Origin of the sequence: Limnospira sp. PMC 289.06 (genome assembly GCF_032350395.1) — a bacterium.
GTDB classification, from domain to species: Bacteria; Cyanobacteriota; Cyanobacteriia; order Cyanobacteriales; family Microcoleaceae; genus Limnospira; species Limnospira platensis.
In genome coordinates, this window is record NZ_JARPLC010000115.1 from 1 (window position 1) to 15,501 (window position 15,501).

The following is a 15,501-nucleotide window of genomic DNA, read 5'->3' on the forward strand; positions in this document are numbered from 1 at the left end:
GAACTTTGTAGTAAAATACCCTAACATTATATGCCCAAAACTAAAACCTACGCCCAACCCCCCCTAGAATTTCTCCCCCCCAAGTTTAACCCGCTGGTTTTGCGACTGTCCCAGACATTTATGCCGCTGTGGATGGCCTGGAAAACACCGATCGCTGATATTCAGATAGAACAAGGCGATCGCATCATTGAATTGTTCCAACAATTCCAAGCCTCAAAAATTCGCTTCCTCCTCGCTTTTCGTCATCCCAACCCCAATGACCCCATAGCCCTTTCCCAGGTATTTTGGCGGCGTATTCCAGCCCTGGCAAAATCTCAGGGTGTCAGCCTTCAAGACCCCGTGCATTTTCATTTTATTTATGATCGCGGTATTCCTCTGTGGGCGGGAAATTTCGTGACTTGGTTATTTCCTCAATTGGGCGGAAGTTCGATTTTACGCGGCACCATAGATCGCCCTGGCTTAAAATCTGCCCGCCATTTATTTGTTAACGGTCGTTTCCCCATAGCTGCGGCTCCAGAAGGTGCAACTAACGGCCATAATCAATTAATTAGCCCCCTAGAACCCGGTATCGCCCAAATGGCTTTTTGGTGTGTGGAAGACCTCCACAAACTCCAGCGCCCAGAAACAGTTTTGATTGTTCCCCTAGGAGTTCAATACTCTTATGTTCAAGATAACTGGAAAGCCTTAGAATCCCTGTTAACGGAGATGGAAACAGATTGCGGCTTATCGACATCTAACCATCAGCCTGTTTTTGAGAATTTATATCCCCGTTTAATTAACCTGGGTAACTATTTACTAAATTTGATGGAGAACTTATATCGCCAATTCTATCATCAAAATATTCCCCAGTCCAGTGACCAGCAAGATTTACCGGAACGCCTCCATTCCCTGCTAGATATCGCGTTAAAGGTTTCTGAAAGCTATTTTGGTATTCAACCTATAGGGGATTTAACTAGCCGTTGTCGCCGTCTGGAACAGGCGGGTTGGGAGTATATATATCGGGAAAATCTGAAATCTCCCGAAGATTTATCAGCGGTCGATTTAGGACTAGCTAATCGCCTGGCGGAAGAAGCAAGTTTGCGAATGTGGCACATGAGATTAGTGGAAAGTTTTGTGGCTGTGACTGGGGAATATATTAAGCAAAATCCCTCGTTCGATCGCTTTGCGGATACGGTAATCATTATTTGGACGGCGATCGCTAGATTAAAAGGCGTGAACCCTAATAAAACCCCCAACTTAGGTAAACAGTTAGTTAAAACTAGGGTGGGTGAACCTATTGCTGTATCCCCACGGTGGGCTAGTTATCGAAGCAGTCGTCGTCAAGCGATCGCTGATTTAACCCAAGATTTACAAATCGCCCTACAAGAGTTAATTGTTTAGGCAGATTTATTTGAATTTATACTCCCGAAAATTCTCCCTTTGATTACCATTAATCCGTAACACAGCCAAGGGTTGATTTTGTTGATCACGGATTAAATAATACCATTGAAAGCTAGTTGTCCCATTCAAGGCTTGCAGCAGTTCCGGTTGTCCCTGGAAGGCACTTTGAATCGCCTGTTCATATTCCTTAGCCACAATTTGACGTTCAAATCCTTTTTGCGGATAATCAACCCACATAGAATCATAATTCCAGATAATAATATCATCCTGTTGGTCGGGTAAATACAGAGTAATATCATTCACAAACGATAACTTTTGCACACTTCTAATTAAATCATCCAAGGTGTTAGGAACATCAGCCCTCGGCGGTTCATTTAATAGAGATATCTGCTGCACAAACTCATCGCTGAGTTGCTGCATTTGTTCTGTAGCAATGCGTTTAAACACGCGGTTACGATGGTTAGTAATCATCAAATTAGCGACAGATAAAGCACTAATTAACACGGCAAAAACCGCCACGACACCGGACATATATAACATATAGGTAGTTTTGGGCGCGTCGGCAACAGTCTCCAACTCATCCAAACCTCGACTTTTTTGGAGTAAGCCAATAGACTTAACAATTTCTTGAATACCCAACACAAAAGTAATGGCGACACCAAAAACACTCAGGACAATACACCCCGCCATAATTGCCCTTAAAAGCTGTTCAACTTGCGGGCTAAAAATATCCCAGTTTAACATATCATCAAAAATGCCTAACACGGCTAATGTCGCCCCAATTAGCAACAGAGAAACTGTCATCGCTACAGTGAAAGACAGACGTTTAACTCGTTTTTTCATGGGTGAATCCTGCCATTAAATTTCAGTGTGCTTTTTTTGTCCGAAAATGCTAGGCTATTCCTTAACGTTATGAGGTAATCTACTCAATGACTGAACATGAAATGTTGATGCTAGGTATTCTGCTATTACCGGGTTTGGCATTATCCATAATTATTTTAGGGACTTTTGCGGCTGGCGGTTAATTAGAGATACGCACCCAGGGGACTAAGTGGGGTTATCCCCACCCCTGCTAATTAGTAAACAACAGGATTATGGCAAATTCTGCAAGTGTGATTGATCACTTCTTGATTATTTGCTGGCTTGGTCTTCCCCAAAAATCTGAAGCTGGAAATAGACTAAGACTAGGGCGATCGCTAACAGTAAAGTCGCCGCCGCTGCTGCGTAGCCAAAATCAAACTGGGAAAAAGCCTGTTCGTAAATATAGTAAACCAGTAAATTGGTAGAGTTGAGGGGACCGCCGCCAGTAATTACATAAACGGGTTCAAAACTTCTCAGGGTAAAAATAACTGTAGTGACAGTCGCAAATACTAAGGTAGGTTGGAGACCGGGTAGAGTCACATACCAAAATTTTTGCCAGGGTCCCGCGCCATCAAGTTCCGCCGCTTCATAACGGTTAATGGGAATGGTTTGCAGTCCGGCTAAAAATACGACTAAGTTAAAGCCTAATTGTTTCCAAATACTTAGTAAAATTAAAATGGGCATAGCCCAGACGGTACTACTTAACCAGGGAATGGGGTCAAAGCCAATTTGTGATAAAAAGCCGTTAACAGGACCGTCAGTTTGAAATAGCCACCGCCAACCCAAACCTACGGCGACTAAGGAGGTAATAGAAGGGATAAAATAAGCAGTCCGTAAAAATGCCCGCAGCATCAAGGTTTGGTCTAACATTACAGCTAGGGCGAGGGGAATGATTAAACTCGGAATAACTGTGGCAATGGTGAAGTAAATTGTATTACCAATAACCTGCCAGAAATCAGGGCTAACAATTAAGCGCAGATAGTTGGTTAGTCCTACCCACTCGGTGCCAGACCGGGTAAAACTTCCCTGAGTGAAACTGAGGTAAATTAAATAAATAATCGGCCAGATAATAAATATTGCCATCAGAAACAAGGCGGGAGTTAGGAACACCCAGGCGGCTACTGATTCTTGATCTAATGTTAACTTGGGGGGTGATTTTGGGTGATTCATCTACACAGATAATAGGACATAGTAATGGATTTATTAAAATGAGTTTTATGGGGTTTCCATGACTGATAAAACATAATCAAACTCATTAACACTGTGGTTGGTGGCGATATCTAACACTAAACCATCAGCTTCTGCCAAGACGGGGAGAATTGTAGATGTTTGTTGGTCTTTGTCGAAGGATAGTATATCATAGATTTTACTGTTTTTGGTAATGGAATCGCCAATATTAATAGAATTGGTAAACATACCTCCCTGGGGGGCATAGTATTTTTTTATATGAGTTTTGGGAACGAGTTTAATGGGATAATTAGCAGTTTGTGGCAGGGGGAAATTTTCAATATTTAAGATGCCTTTGGCGGCGAGATAATTTTTAATTCCGATTAATCCGCGCTGGACTGAATCGGGGTTCATGGTCATACCTGAGCCCAATTCCAGAGTCCAAGATTCAATGTCAAAAATCAGGGGTTTTCCTAACAATTTAAATTCCTGTTCTAGGGCTAACCAAGGTTTTAAAAAAGCCTCGTCAAAAGCATCTCCATCATATTGATTCATCCAAATACCATAATCTAACAAAAAACCTCTGGCGCTTTCTTCTCGACTATGGAAACAATACAAATAATCGATCGCTTGATTAGTGGAACTGTGCAAATCAATGACATAATCAGCATCAAGGCACAGAGATTGTAGTTGATAGCGGTAATATTCTCCGTAGGGAAGGCGACTATTGCTGTGGATTTTATAATGATGTGAATTGTGGAATTTTGCCAGTATTTTTTGGCGATAATTGGCGATAATTTGTGGGGTGGGAAAATCCCGGTTAGCACGGGCAAAACTGGCGATATCATCCCCGGTTTTTTGATAATCCCAAAAAATGCGATTCCAATCTTTACCATCATAAACATGATAGCGACCAGGAGAAAAATGGTGCGATCGCTGATTAACTCCTAGGGGATTACAAACTGGGACTAACCAAATTTCCCCGACCAATTGGGAAGGGTCTAAATGAGACAAAAACCCAATCAAATGGTGAATTACCTGATTGCCACTAATTTCCGCGCCGTGCAAATTAGACTGTATATAGGCTTTTTTGCCAGGATCTGCACCCTGAAACCGATAAACCTGTAACCCCAGGCGATCGCCTGAAGCCAACTGCAATAAAGGGATAGTCCAAATTGTCGGTATCATGAGCAGACACATTTGATAGTAGAATCTCAAACCTGTATCAAGACCCGGTGAGCCTGGGCAACTCCTGATTTTCAGGGAAAGGCTACAATAGGCTGATAGATTAGTGCCAGTATCTAGCTGGCTTGGTAAAAGCGTCCGGCTAGGTTGGTAACTCACCGGCTTGGTCACAAAATCATTTAGGATTGCTATATCAATTTAACTTATTTGTTCATTTTAAAGATTATCCCTGTGTCAAATCCTATCCAAAACAGCCCCCAACTCGATTTAAGTTATCTATTCCCTTTTGAACTCGACGATTTTCAGAAGGAGGCGATCGCCGCTTTAGAGGAGGGAAAATCCGTAGTAGTATGCGCCCCCACCGGAGCCGGAAAAACCCTAATTGGGGAATATTCCATCCATCGCGCCCTAGCCAACGGTCGCCGAGTCTTCTACACCACACCCCTAAAAGCCCTCTCCAATCAGAAATTAAGAGATTTTCGGGAACAATTCGGTGATGAGATGGTGGGACTACTCACCGGGGATATCTCCTTTCATAGGGATGCCCCCATTTTAGTAATGACCACAGAAATTTTCCGAAATATGCTCTATGGTACTCCCATAGGTGAAGTAGGCACATCCCTAGAAGGAGTGGAAGCCGTAGTCCTTGACGAGTGCCACTACATGAATGATAGACAGCGCGGCACAGTTTGGGAAGAATCAATCATCTACTGTCCTCGAAATATACAACTGTTAGCCTTATCGGCTACTGTAGACAACCAACAGCAACTCACCGATTGGATCAGAAGAGTACACGGTCCCACAGAATTAATATCTTCCGATTCTCGTCCGGTCCCGGTAGAGTTCTACTTTTGCAACAGCAAAGGGATGTTTCCCCTTCTCGATGGTAGCAAACGCCGCATCAGCCCATCATTAGCCAAAAGCAGTAGAGCGCGTCAGCGTGGCAGTTATAACCGCAAAAGCGGTGTACCAGAACTAGCCGATATTGTATTGCGACTGAAACAACGGGATATGTTACCGGCGATTTATTTTATATTTAGCCGTCGTGGGTGCGATCGCGCTGTGGGTGATATTAGCCATCTATCCCTAGTCAGCCCCAAAGAGGCGCAAATTTTACGCGATCGCATTAACCGTTTCATCAAAGAAACCCCCGGTGCCGCCCGTCCCAAACAACTCGAACCCCTCGCCAAAGGCATTGCATCCCACCACGCCGGACTACTTCCCGCCTGGAAAATCTTTGTAGAAGAGCTATTTCAGGAAGGACTCATTAAAGTAGTTTTCGCCACCGAAACCCTAGCCGCTGGGATAAATATGCCCGCCCGCACCACCGTAATTTCTAGCCTATCCAAGCGCACAGACGACGGTCATCGCCTCCTGAGAGCCTCCGAATTTTTGCAAATGTCAGGACGTGCCGGACGGCGCGGCATGGACACCATCGGCCATGTAGTTACCGTAGAAACCCCTTTTGAGGGAGCCGAGGAAGCAGCCTATTTAGCCACATCCAAACCCAACCCCCTAGTCAGTCAATTTAGCCCCAGTTATGGCATGGTGCTGAACCTGTTGCAGACCCACAGCCTAGAAAAGGCAAAAAACCTAGTTGAACGCAGTTTTGGTCAGTATATCTCCACCCTATCTTTAGTTCCAGCAGAACAACATATTAAAAACCTAGAAACAAAACTGGCCCAAGTTGAAGCCGAATTAGGCTTAGGAGAGGACTTAGACATCAATACCCTAGAAGACACCCTCGCTGAGTATGAAAAGCAGCAGCAACGCCTCAAGCAGGAAAAACGACTGTTAAAAACCCTGCAAAAACAAGCCAGAGAAGCCCGCACTCAAAAAATGGCAGAAGCCCTGGACTTGGCAGCGTTTGGTACTTTGGTCAGCCTCCGGGGTAAGCACGTCCCCACCGCCCGCAAGTCTGACTCACCGCCAATTTCCGCCGTACTGGTTGCCCAAACCCCTAGCCCTGGACAAGCGCCCTATTTCCTATGTTTGGGGCGAGATAACCGTTGGTATATAGTGGCGGCGATGGATGTGGTTAATTTACACGCTGAACTTCCTAGGCTTACCTGGGTGGATCATTTGGAAATGCCAGAAATGCAGTTTAAATTGGGACAGTCACGACGGGGAGATGAAATAACCGAAGCCCTGGCTGTACAAATTCCAGAACTGTTGGTCGCAGATACGGCCCCAGAGGTAGTTAACCAAATCACTCGCATTGAACAGGTCGAGGAAATTTTAGCTACACACCCAGCCCAAAAGTTTGGGAAACCTCAAAAAATCCTCAAACGCTTGAGCCGCCGTTCGGCTATTCAGAAGGAAATTGTTGATTATCAGGAAGAGTTGCGTCAATATTTGGAACGTAATTGGCGGGAATTTCTGAATCTGATTGACATTTTACAAGAGTTTGAGGCTTTGGATGATTTGCAGCCCACTAAGTTGGGACAGGCGACAGCAGCGCTGCGAGGGGATAATGAGTTGTGGTTGGGGTTGGTTTTGATGTCGGGAGAATTTGATAACCTAGAGCCTTATAATTTGGCTGGTGCTTGTTCTGCTTTGGTCACTGAGGTTTCTCGGTCTGATAGTTGGACTCATTATCAGCTTTCGGAGGTGGTACAGGAAACTTTGAACCGCCTGTGGTCTTTGCGTAGATCTTTGATTAAGGTTCAGGGTCGCCACCGTGTTGAGTTTTTGGTGCTTCCTGAACGCCGAGAACATCAGCGCCTCAGTGCTATTCTTGAACAGTGGGCTGGTGGGGTAGAATGGGCGGAATTGGTGAAAAATACTACTCTTGATGAGGGGGATATTGTCAGGATTATACGACGCACTCGGGATTTTCTCTCGCAGATTCCCCATGTTCCTCACCTCAGTAGTACGCTGAAAGATAATGCGATCGAGGCTAAAAATTTAATCGATCGCTTTCCGGTTAATGAGGGTGTGCAGTAAATGGCTCATCGATGATTCTGGCTGGCTCTCCCTTCTGGGGAGGGAGGCTAGATGATGGCTAGATGTCGCCCCTACAACCTACTTGATAATTGGTAATATTGGTTATTACGAAAATGTCTCCAATTTCCACCAAAAGTGAAACTATTGCTGCGATCGCCACTGCCATTGTGCCACAACAGGGCAGTATTGGCATTGTCAGAATGTCTGGAGCAGAAGCTGTAGCGATCGCTAAAACCCTATTTAAAGCCCCAGGAAATCAGCCCTGGTCAAGCCACCGCATTCTCTATGGTTATATCCATCATCCCCACACACAGCAACTGGTGGATGAGGCTTTATTGCTATTAATGCTCGCTCCCCGCTCCTACACCCGCGAAGATGTGGTAGAATTCCACTGTCACGGTGGTATTATCCCCGTTCAACAGGTCCTACAGCTTTGTTTACAAGCGGGAGCGAGACTAGCCACCCCCGGAGAGTTTACCCTGCGGGCGTTTCTCAATGGGCGACTAGATTTGACTCAAGCTGAGAGTGTCGCTGAACTGGTGGGGGCTCAGTCTCCCCAGGCAGCGTCTGCGGCTTTGGCTGGACTGCGGGGAAAATTAGCCGATCCGATACATCATCTGCGATCGCTCTGTTTAGATATTTTAGCAGAAATTGAAGCTAGGGTCGATTTTGAAGAAGATTTACCCCCCTTAAATGAATCGGAAATTATCCACCAATTACAAGAGGTCCTCCAGCAATTAACTGATATCTTAGACACAGCAGATAGGGGGGAACTCTTACGCACAGGTTTAAAAGTGGCAATTGTTGGTCGTCCTAATGTGGGAAAATCTAGCTTATTAAATGCTTGGAGTCGTAGCGATCGCGCCATTGTCACAGACCTACCCGGAACTACTAGGGATGTGGTAGAGTCTCAGCTAGTGGTCGGGGGTATTCCTGTACAAGTTCTTGATACGGCTGGGATTCGTAAATCTGATGATAAAGTCGAACAAATTGGGGTGGAAAGGTCGCAGATAGCCGCTCAATCAGCGGATTTGATATTATTTACCCTGGACTGTGAAAAGGGCTGGACAGAAGGGGAAAATGAGATTTATCAGCAGGTCAAAAATCGACCAATAATTGTAGTGATGAATAAAAGCGATCGCCTATCCTCAGCACAGCTAGAAAATTTACGTCAAGCTATTATTAATCAACTTGACATTAAACCTTCGTTAATTATTGCAACCGCCGCCACCCTTAATCAAGGGATTACCGATTTAGAAACAAGCATCCTTAACGCTGTCCATACGGAAAACCTACAATCAGCTAATCTGGAATTTGCCATTAACCAACGTCAAGCAGCAGCCCTTACCCGTGCGAAAATAGCCCTAGAACAAGTGGAAAACACCATAGGCGATCGTCTACCCTTTGACTTTTGGACTATCGACCTACGCGGCGCAATTCACGCCCTAGGAGAAGTCACCGGAGAGGAAGTTACCGAATCAGTATTAGACCGGATTTTTAGTCGATTTTGTATTGGTAAATAATCAACAATCATCCATCATTACTGACAGCAGGGAGAGTAATCATAGAATTAATGCGATCGGCAAGTCGAGAGAATGGTAAACTTTGAACAATCACAATACCCGGTCCCGTCATTTTCGCCAAAAATAACCCTTCCCCACCAAATAAAGCATTACGAAAACCACCCACAAACTGAATATCATAGCGCACCGACGGAGAAAACGCCACCAAACATCCCGTATCAACTCGCAAAGTTTCACCAGGTTGTAAAGTTTTTTGAATCATCGCCCCTCCCGCTTGAATAAAAGCCAGACCATCCCCTTTTAATCGTTGCAGAATAAATCCCTCCCCCCCAAAGAAACCAGCCCCTAATTTCTTCGTAAATGCTACATTAATTTCCGTACCATTAGCAGCACATAAAAACGCATCTTTTTGGCACAAAAATTCCCCACCAATTTGAGCTAAATCAACCGGAATAATTTGCCCTGGTGAAGTCGCCGCAAAACCCACCCTAGAACGTTGTTTACCATTATTTAAAAACGTAGTAATAAAGAAACTTTCTCCGGTAATCATCCTTTTAAAACCAGAGAATAACCCCCCTTTCCCCATACCCGTTTGCATTTGAATACCATCTTCCATATAGGTCATGGTTCCCACTTCGGCTTGAACTCCCTCACCGGGGTCTAGTTCAATTTCCACCAATTGCAAATCATTACCGTAGATTTTGTAATCAATTACATCAGCCATAAGTCAAAATACCGTGAGAAGTAAGCATGGAGGGCAAGCCCAAAGACTTGCCCCTATATGTTCGGGGAAATCAGATTAGCGATCTACTGACCCCATAATAATATCTACACTTCCCAAAATCGCCACAATATCAGCCACTTTTTCACCTTTAACTAAATCGGGAAAAATTTGCAAATTATTAAAGTCTGCTGCCCGAATTTTGAACCGCCAGGGGAAAACATTATCATCACCGATAATATAAATGCCCAATTCCCCTTTACCGCTTTCGACGCGCACATAATGTTCTCCAGAAGGAATCTTAAAAGTCGGAGCAATTTTTTTCCCAATAAACTGGTAATCAAAATTATTCCACTCAGACTTAGGCCCTCCCATCATCCGTTGTGCCTCTAAGTTCTCGTAGGGGCCCCCAGGAAGACCATCTAAGGCTTGGCGAAGAATTTTAACAGATTCCCGCATTTCCCGAATTCGCACTACATAACGGGCGAGACAGTCTCCGTCAGTTTCCCAGTGAACATCCCAATCCAAATCATCGTAACATTCATAATGATCGACCTTACGAAGATCCCAATTAACCCCAGAAGCGCGCAACATAGGGCCAGAGAGTCCCCAGTTAATGGCTTGTTCACGGGTAATAACTCCCAAACCCTCGATACGGCGGCGGAAAATCGGGTTATTGGTGATTAGTTTTTCATACTCATCAACTTTGGGGAGAAAATAATCGCAGAAATCATGGCATTTATCAACCCAACCATAGGGAAGGTCGGCGGCGACTCCACCAATGCGGAAGTAGTTGTTATTAACCATGCGATAGCCAGTAGCAGCTTCCCAAAGGTCATAAATCATTTCCCTTTCTCGGAAGATGTAGAAGAAGGGAGTTTGCGCGCCTAAATCTGCTAAAAATGGTCCTAACCACAGTAAATGATTGGCGATCCGGTTTAACTCTAACATGATTACCCGGATGTACTGGGCACGTTTGGGAACCTCAATATTAGCCAGCATTTCTGGGGCGTTGACTGTTACGGCTTCATTGAACATCCCCGCCGCATAATCCCAACGGCTAACATAGGGAACATACATGATATTGGTGCGGTTTTCGGCGATTTTTTCCATGCCCCGATGTAGGTAGCCGATGACGGGCTCACAGTCTACTACATCCTCGCCATCGAGGGTGACAATTAGCCTCAACACTCCGTGCATGGAGGGGTGATGGGGTCCCATGTTGATGACCATGGGTTCGGTGCGAGTTTCGATTCTGCTCATATCGTTATTGATGGCGCTAGAGTTTATGATGGTCTTATAGTCTCGTCAAATCTGCGTAACTTGCCGATTAATTTGAGTTTCCTTTAACTGATTATAGGGATTTTGGGGTGTCTGAGAAAGGTAGAGATTTGGATAATTTAGAATTGGCTGGGAAATTTGTCCATATTCCGGTTTTGGGGCGGGAATTAATCGAGGGGTTAGCAGTCCAGGAGGGTGGTCACTATCTCGATGCTACGGTTGGCGGCGGGGGACATACAAAGATGATTTTTCAAGGGGCCCCTAATGTGCGGGTGACGGCGATTGACCGTGATTTAGAAGCGATCGCCGCCGCCAAGTCAATGTTAATGGATACTATGGGTAATTGTGGCGATCGCCTGCAATTTTGGCACGGAAACTTTAGCCAATATCCATCGAGTCCCTCACAATTTGACGGCATCATAGCTGATTTAGGGGTGAACTCCCATCAACTAGATACCCCAGGACGAGGATTTAGTTTCCGTCATTGTGGACCATTGGATATGCGAATGAACCCACAAGACCCCCTCAGCGCCGCCGAAATCATTAACACCTGGGACGAAAAACAATTGGCTGATATCTTTTATACCTACGGCGAAGAAAGACTATCTCGGCGCATAGCAAGGCAGATTGTCGAAAAACGACCCTTTCAAACCACAGAACAACTCGCGGGGGCGATCGCCAATTGCGTCCCCTCCAAGTACCGTTACGGGCGAATACACCCAGCTACCCGAGTTTTCCAAGCCCTACGCATAGCCGTAAACGGAGAACTAAGCGCCCTAGAAACCTTCCTAGAAACAGCCCCCACCTGGCTTAAACCCGGAGGACGTATCGGCATCATCAGTTTCCACAGCCTAGAAGATCGGCCAGTCAAACACGGATTTCGCCATCATCCCCTACTCAAAGTCTTAACCAAAAAACCCATAACTCCCCAGCCAGATGAAATTAGCCAAAATCCTCGCGCCCGTTCCGCTAAACTTAGATTGGCACAAAGAAATACAAATGAGACTTTAAACCCCGTTTTTCGGTAAGATGTTTAAGATGCCTGATTGATCTAGGAGAAACGTAGAGCATGAGTCGGGGAGAAGGTCGCAAACTGAAACTAATGGTCGTCGATGACGAACCCGATAACCTAGACCTGCTGTTCAGGACGTTTCGCCGTGATTTCAAAGTCCACAAAGCCGATAGCGCCCTAACAGCCCTCGAGATTCTTGATCAAGAGGGAGAAATGGCTATTATCATTTCCGATCAGCGGATGCCTGAAATGAATGGGACAGAGTTTCTCGGTAAAACCGTTGAACGCTTTCCCGACACTATCCGTATTCTGCTGACCGGATACACTGATGTAGAAGATTTGGTCGAAGCTATCAACTCCGGTCAAGTCTTCAAATATATCACCAAACCTTGGAATCCAGAGGAACTGCGAACCGTTGTTCAGCAAGCCTCCGAAACCTATAAATTTTTTAAACAGCGCACTAACGCCCTGCGTCGGTCTTTGAAACGAGAGCGGCTATACAATGATGTGGTAATTGCCTTGCGCGAGTCTCTCGACTATGCAAGTATGCTGCAAACCATTGCAGATACCGTAGGTGAAACCTTTGAAGCCTTGGCTTGTAAGGTTAAACCCATCGAATCGGGCTCTTTGTCAGAACAGGAGTTCTCTTATCAGAGTGAATCTCACCCGGAACCCGACAATATCATAGCCTTGATGCAAGCGGCTGTAGAAACCCGTGAAACCCAGACCCACAGCGGTCAGGGAGATGATACCATCAGCCACATTGTAGTTCCCCTTACCTATCAACACGACCTGTTAGCCGTTTTAGCCGTTTACCGCCATGGCGCAGACCAACCCTGGTCGGAAGAGGATATTCAACTGTTAGAAGTAGTTTCCGAACAAGCATCTCTCGCCCTGTCTCAAGCTAGACTATATCAACGTACCCTAGAACTCGCCGAGCAAATGCAGAGTGAGTTAAAGGTTGCTCGTCAAATTCAGATGAATTTACTCCGCCAAAGTTGGCCGGAATTTGACAATCTGAAGCTACAAGCCTGCTGCTATCCAGCTAGAGAAGTTGGGGGTGATTTCTTTGAGGTCTATATCCACTCTATGGGGGATATTTGGGTGGCTTTGGGGGATGTTTCCGGGAAGGGAGTTCCCGCAGCTTTGTTTATGGCTAGTGCCATTTCTGTCTTGCGTCGAGAACTCTCTCAAGATACTTCCCCAGAACCAGAACAGGTAATGCACAATCTTAATAGCATCTTATCTGATGATCTGATTGGCAATAACCACTTTATTACCATGGTTTTGGCTCGCTACACACCAGCAACAGGAGAAATATCCTATGCTAATGCTGGACATATCTACCCCCTGATTTGGGATCATCGCACCCTCCAACAACAAAACCTTAATGGTGATGGCCATGTCACAGTTGAGCCGATTTTTCTGAAAGAACGGGGTATTCCTTTAGGGATTCTCCCAATCTGGCGCGGAAAAGTAGGTAGTCGTGTCTTGTCCCCTGGAGATGTATTTTTACTAACCAGTGATGGAATTACAGAGGCTACTGTGCTACAACAAGGCAATGATGGTAATTCCGCCCGTGCCATGCTGCAACAGGAGGGGTTATGGCAACTCCTAAAACAACAAACTAGCCTATTAAATTTAGAGGCTTTACTGGCTTCCATCCGTGAACAAAATCCGGTTCAGGAGGACGATCAAACCATACTCTCTCTGGAGGTTGTGTCAACAGATGATCACTGAATTACAGGTGCCGAGCGATATTCGGTTTTTAGAAGTTGTTGAACACTGGCTATTAAGCAGTTTGGAAGTCCAGTTAGGGGACTCGGTGGATTGGCCCCGTCAGTCGAATCGGTTTCGCCTAGTCCTAGCTGAAGCCTATTCTAATGTGATTCGCCATGCTCACCGCGATCAGCCTGATCTTCCGGTGATTATTCGCCTACAACTTGATCAAGGTGACATTCGCTTGGAAATTTGGGATCAGGGTAAGGGATATGAAATGAGTGATTATGAACCACCATTACCTGAAGATAAGCCAGTACATGGTTATGGGTGGTTGATTATGAAGCGCCTCATGGATCGGGTTGATTATAAACTTGAGACTGATGGCCGTAATTGTTTGGAGTTACAGGCTAGTTTGGGTTCTAAGGAGTCCTCGTCTTGACACTCTAATCCCACCACCCCCCATAGGGTGGCATTAGCCCCATGATTAACCACTTTCCATTGTTGACTTTTCTCTCTGATGGCTGCTTCTGTTGACCGTTCTCAAATTCAACAATATCTCCTAGATTTAGGTTTTGATCAGGTCGGCTTTACGCCAGCCACAACAACCCCTGAAGAGGTGGAAGGGTTGCGTCTATGGTTACAAGCAGGATATCAGGCGGATCTGGCTTGGATGGATAATCCTAAACGTCAGGATATTCGCCTAGTTATGCCGGAAGTGCGATCGCTTATTTGTGTTGCGATTAACTATTATACACCACATCAACATAAAAATGAGCCGGAATATGCGAAAATTTCTCGCTATGGCTGGGGACGAGATTATCACCGCATTTTGCATAAGAAATTAAAGCAGTTTTGTCAGTGGTTAAAACAGCAGGGGGAAGATATCGAAGCCCGCTATTATGCTGATACGGGACCGGTTCAGGATAAGCTATGGGCGCAACGGGCGGGGTTGGGTTGGATTGCTAAAAATGGGAATCTAATTACTAGAAATTACGGTTCTTGGGTGTTTCTGGGAGAGGTGTTAACTAATTTGGTGTTAGAGTACGATCGCCCCCATACAGAACATTGTGGCACTTGTACTCGCTGTTTGTCAGCCTGCCCTACTAATGCGATCGCTGAACCTTTTGTAGTAGACGCAAACCGCTGTATTGCTTATCATACCATAGAAAACCGAGCGGAAAACTTGCCCCCAGAAATAGCAACTAATCTTAATAATTGGGTGGCAGGTTGTGATATTTGTCAGGATGTTTGTCCCTGGAATGAAAGATTTGCTAAACCCACAAAAGAAGCGGCCTTTAATCCCTATCCGGAAAATCTGGCACCAACTTTAGAAGAATTAGCCACTATTTCTGATGAAACCTGGAATGAGAGGTTTACCGCCTCAGCTTTGCGCCGAATTAAGCCCTATATGTGGCGGCGTAATGCTCAGGCTAACATGAAATTTTGACATACTCACGCCCGCTGAAGCCACGGTGATTCTTGACGCTTCACTGACTGAGGCTACCGAAGTAGCCAAGAAAGTAGCTGGCTTCTGCGTTGGCGAAGCCTTCCTAAGCAAAGCAGTACCTCTCAATTGAAACGGGAGCATGATTTAATCTCAAATTAGGTTAATATTTTAGGGCAATACGGTATAAGAAGCGAGAATAGTTGAGGATAAACCTATTGCCAGATATGTCAAACCCAAGGAAGCGGTCTAAATCCTC

The 15,501-nt window shown here is 45.3% G+C and carries 12 protein-coding genes; 7 read left to right on the plus strand and 5 right to left on the minus strand.

Features of this window, described 5'->3' with window-relative positions; all coding sequences use genetic code 11:
* Window positions 1-30: 30 nt before the first annotated feature.
* Complete coding sequence (locus P5674_RS18925; RefSeq protein WP_315670202.1) at window positions 31-1,380, plus strand: 1-acyl-sn-glycerol-3-phosphate acyltransferase; 1,350 nt, start codon at window positions 31-33, stop codon at window positions 1,378-1,380.
* Between the two features lie 6 nt (window positions 1,381-1,386).
* Here the strand turns inward: P5674_RS18925 and P5674_RS18930 are convergent, their stop codons facing one another.
* From P5674_RS18930 to P5674_RS18940, 3 genes are all read right to left on the minus strand, one after another.
* Window positions 1,387-2,223, minus strand: coding sequence for a hypothetical protein (locus P5674_RS18930; protein ID WP_315670203.1), 837 nt, complete (start codon window positions 2,221-2,223; stop codon window positions 1,387-1,389).
* Between the two features lie 288 nt (window positions 2,224-2,511).
* On the minus strand, window positions 2,512-3,411 hold the full coding sequence (locus P5674_RS18935; RefSeq protein WP_006619525.1) for a carbohydrate ABC transporter permease: 900 nt from the start codon (window positions 3,409-3,411) through the stop codon (window positions 2,512-2,514).
* A gap of 45 nt (window positions 3,412-3,456) precedes the next feature.
* Window positions 3,457-4,596 (minus strand): succinylglutamate desuccinylase/aspartoacylase domain-containing protein, encoded by a 1,140-nt coding sequence (locus P5674_RS18940; protein ID WP_315670204.1) that lies wholly within the window; start codon window positions 4,594-4,596, stop codon window positions 3,457-3,459.
* Window positions 4,597-4,824: 228 nt separating this feature from the next.
* Here P5674_RS18940 and P5674_RS18945 point away from each other — a divergent pair, with 228 nt between their 5' ends.
* Both P5674_RS18945 and mnmE read left to right on the plus strand, forming a co-directional pair.
* A complete protein-coding gene (locus P5674_RS18945; RefSeq protein ID WP_014277304.1) occupies window positions 4,825-7,539 on the plus strand; it encodes a DEAD/DEAH box helicase in 2,715 nt (904 codons plus the stop codon).
* A 113-nt stretch (window positions 7,540-7,652) separates the two neighbouring features.
* On the plus strand, window positions 7,653-9,062 hold the full coding sequence (gene mnmE, locus P5674_RS18950) for a tRNA uridine-5-carboxymethylaminomethyl(34) synthesis GTPase MnmE (protein WP_152088506.1): 1,410 nt from the start codon (window positions 7,653-7,655) through the stop codon (window positions 9,060-9,062).
* Window positions 9,063-9,069: 7 nt separating this feature from the next.
* Here mnmE and P5674_RS18955 read toward each other — a convergent pair whose 3' ends face one another.
* Both P5674_RS18955 and P5674_RS18960 read right to left on the minus strand, forming a co-directional pair.
* Complete coding sequence (locus P5674_RS18955; protein ID WP_014277306.1) at window positions 9,070-9,786, minus strand: TIGR00266 family protein; 717 nt, start codon at window positions 9,784-9,786, stop codon at window positions 9,070-9,072.
* Window positions 9,787-9,861: 75 nt separating this feature from the next.
* Window positions 9,862-11,046 (minus strand): NAD(P)H-quinone oxidoreductase subunit H, encoded by a 1,185-nt coding sequence (locus P5674_RS18960; protein WP_006619520.1) that lies wholly within the window; start codon window positions 11,044-11,046, stop codon window positions 9,862-9,864.
* Window positions 11,047-11,153: 107 nt separating this feature from the next.
* Here P5674_RS18960 and rsmH point away from each other — a divergent pair, with 107 nt between their 5' ends.
* From rsmH to queG, 4 genes are all read left to right on the plus strand, one after another.
* Window positions 11,154-12,092: a 16S rRNA (cytosine(1402)-N(4))-methyltransferase RsmH gene (gene rsmH / locus P5674_RS18965; protein ID WP_014277307.1), complete on the plus strand. Its 939-nt coding sequence runs from the start codon at window positions 11,154-11,156 to the stop codon at window positions 12,090-12,092.
* A gap of 41 nt (window positions 12,093-12,133) precedes the next feature.
* A complete protein-coding gene (locus P5674_RS18970; protein WP_014277308.1) occupies window positions 12,134-13,816 on the plus strand; it encodes a SpoIIE family protein phosphatase in 1,683 nt (560 codons plus the stop codon).
* Entirely contained in the window at window positions 13,806-14,237 is a 432-nt protein-coding gene (locus tag P5674_RS18975; protein ID WP_006619517.1) for an ATP-binding protein, read from the plus strand. Before P5674_RS18970 ends, P5674_RS18975 begins: the two co-directional genes overlap by 11 nt.
* Before the next feature lie 78 nt (window positions 14,238-14,315).
* On the plus strand, window positions 14,316-15,245 hold the full coding sequence (gene queG / locus P5674_RS18980) for a tRNA epoxyqueuosine(34) reductase QueG (RefSeq protein WP_014277309.1): 930 nt from the start codon (window positions 14,316-14,318) through the stop codon (window positions 15,243-15,245).
* Window positions 15,246-15,501: the final 256 nt, after the last annotated feature.

Excerpts from the sequence above, each read along its gene's own strand:
- P5674_RS18925 (WP_315670202.1), top strand. The coding sequence starts at position 31 with ATGCCCAAAACTAAAACCTACGCCCAACCCCCCCTAGAATTTCTCCCC.
- P5674_RS18930 (WP_315670203.1), bottom strand. The coding sequence starts at position 2,223 with ATGAAAAAACGAGTTAAACGTCTGTCTTTCACTGTAGCGATGACAGTT.
- P5674_RS18935 (WP_006619525.1), bottom strand. The coding sequence starts at position 3,411 with ATGAATCACCCAAAATCACCCCCCAAGTTAACATTAGATCAAGAATCA.
- P5674_RS18940 (WP_315670204.1), bottom strand. The coding sequence starts at position 4,596 with ATGATACCGACAATTTGGACTATCCCTTTATTGCAGTTGGCTTCAGGC.
- mnmE (WP_152088506.1), top strand. The coding sequence starts at position 7,653 with ATGTCTCCAATTTCCACCAAAAGTGAAACTATTGCTGCGATCGCCACT.
- P5674_RS18955 (WP_014277306.1), bottom strand. The coding sequence starts at position 9,786 with ATGGCTGATGTAATTGATTACAAAATCTACGGTAATGATTTGCAATTG.
- P5674_RS18960 (WP_006619520.1), bottom strand. The coding sequence starts at position 11,046 with ATGAGCAGAATCGAAACTCGCACCGAACCCATGGTCATCAACATGGGA.
- P5674_RS18970 (WP_014277308.1), top strand. The coding sequence starts at position 12,134 with ATGAGTCGGGGAGAAGGTCGCAAACTGAAACTAATGGTCGTCGATGAC.
- P5674_RS18975 (WP_006619517.1), top strand. The coding sequence starts at position 13,806 with ATGATCACTGAATTACAGGTGCCGAGCGATATTCGGTTTTTAGAAGTT.
- queG (WP_014277309.1), top strand. The coding sequence starts at position 14,316 with ATGGCTGCTTCTGTTGACCGTTCTCAAATTCAACAATATCTCCTAGAT.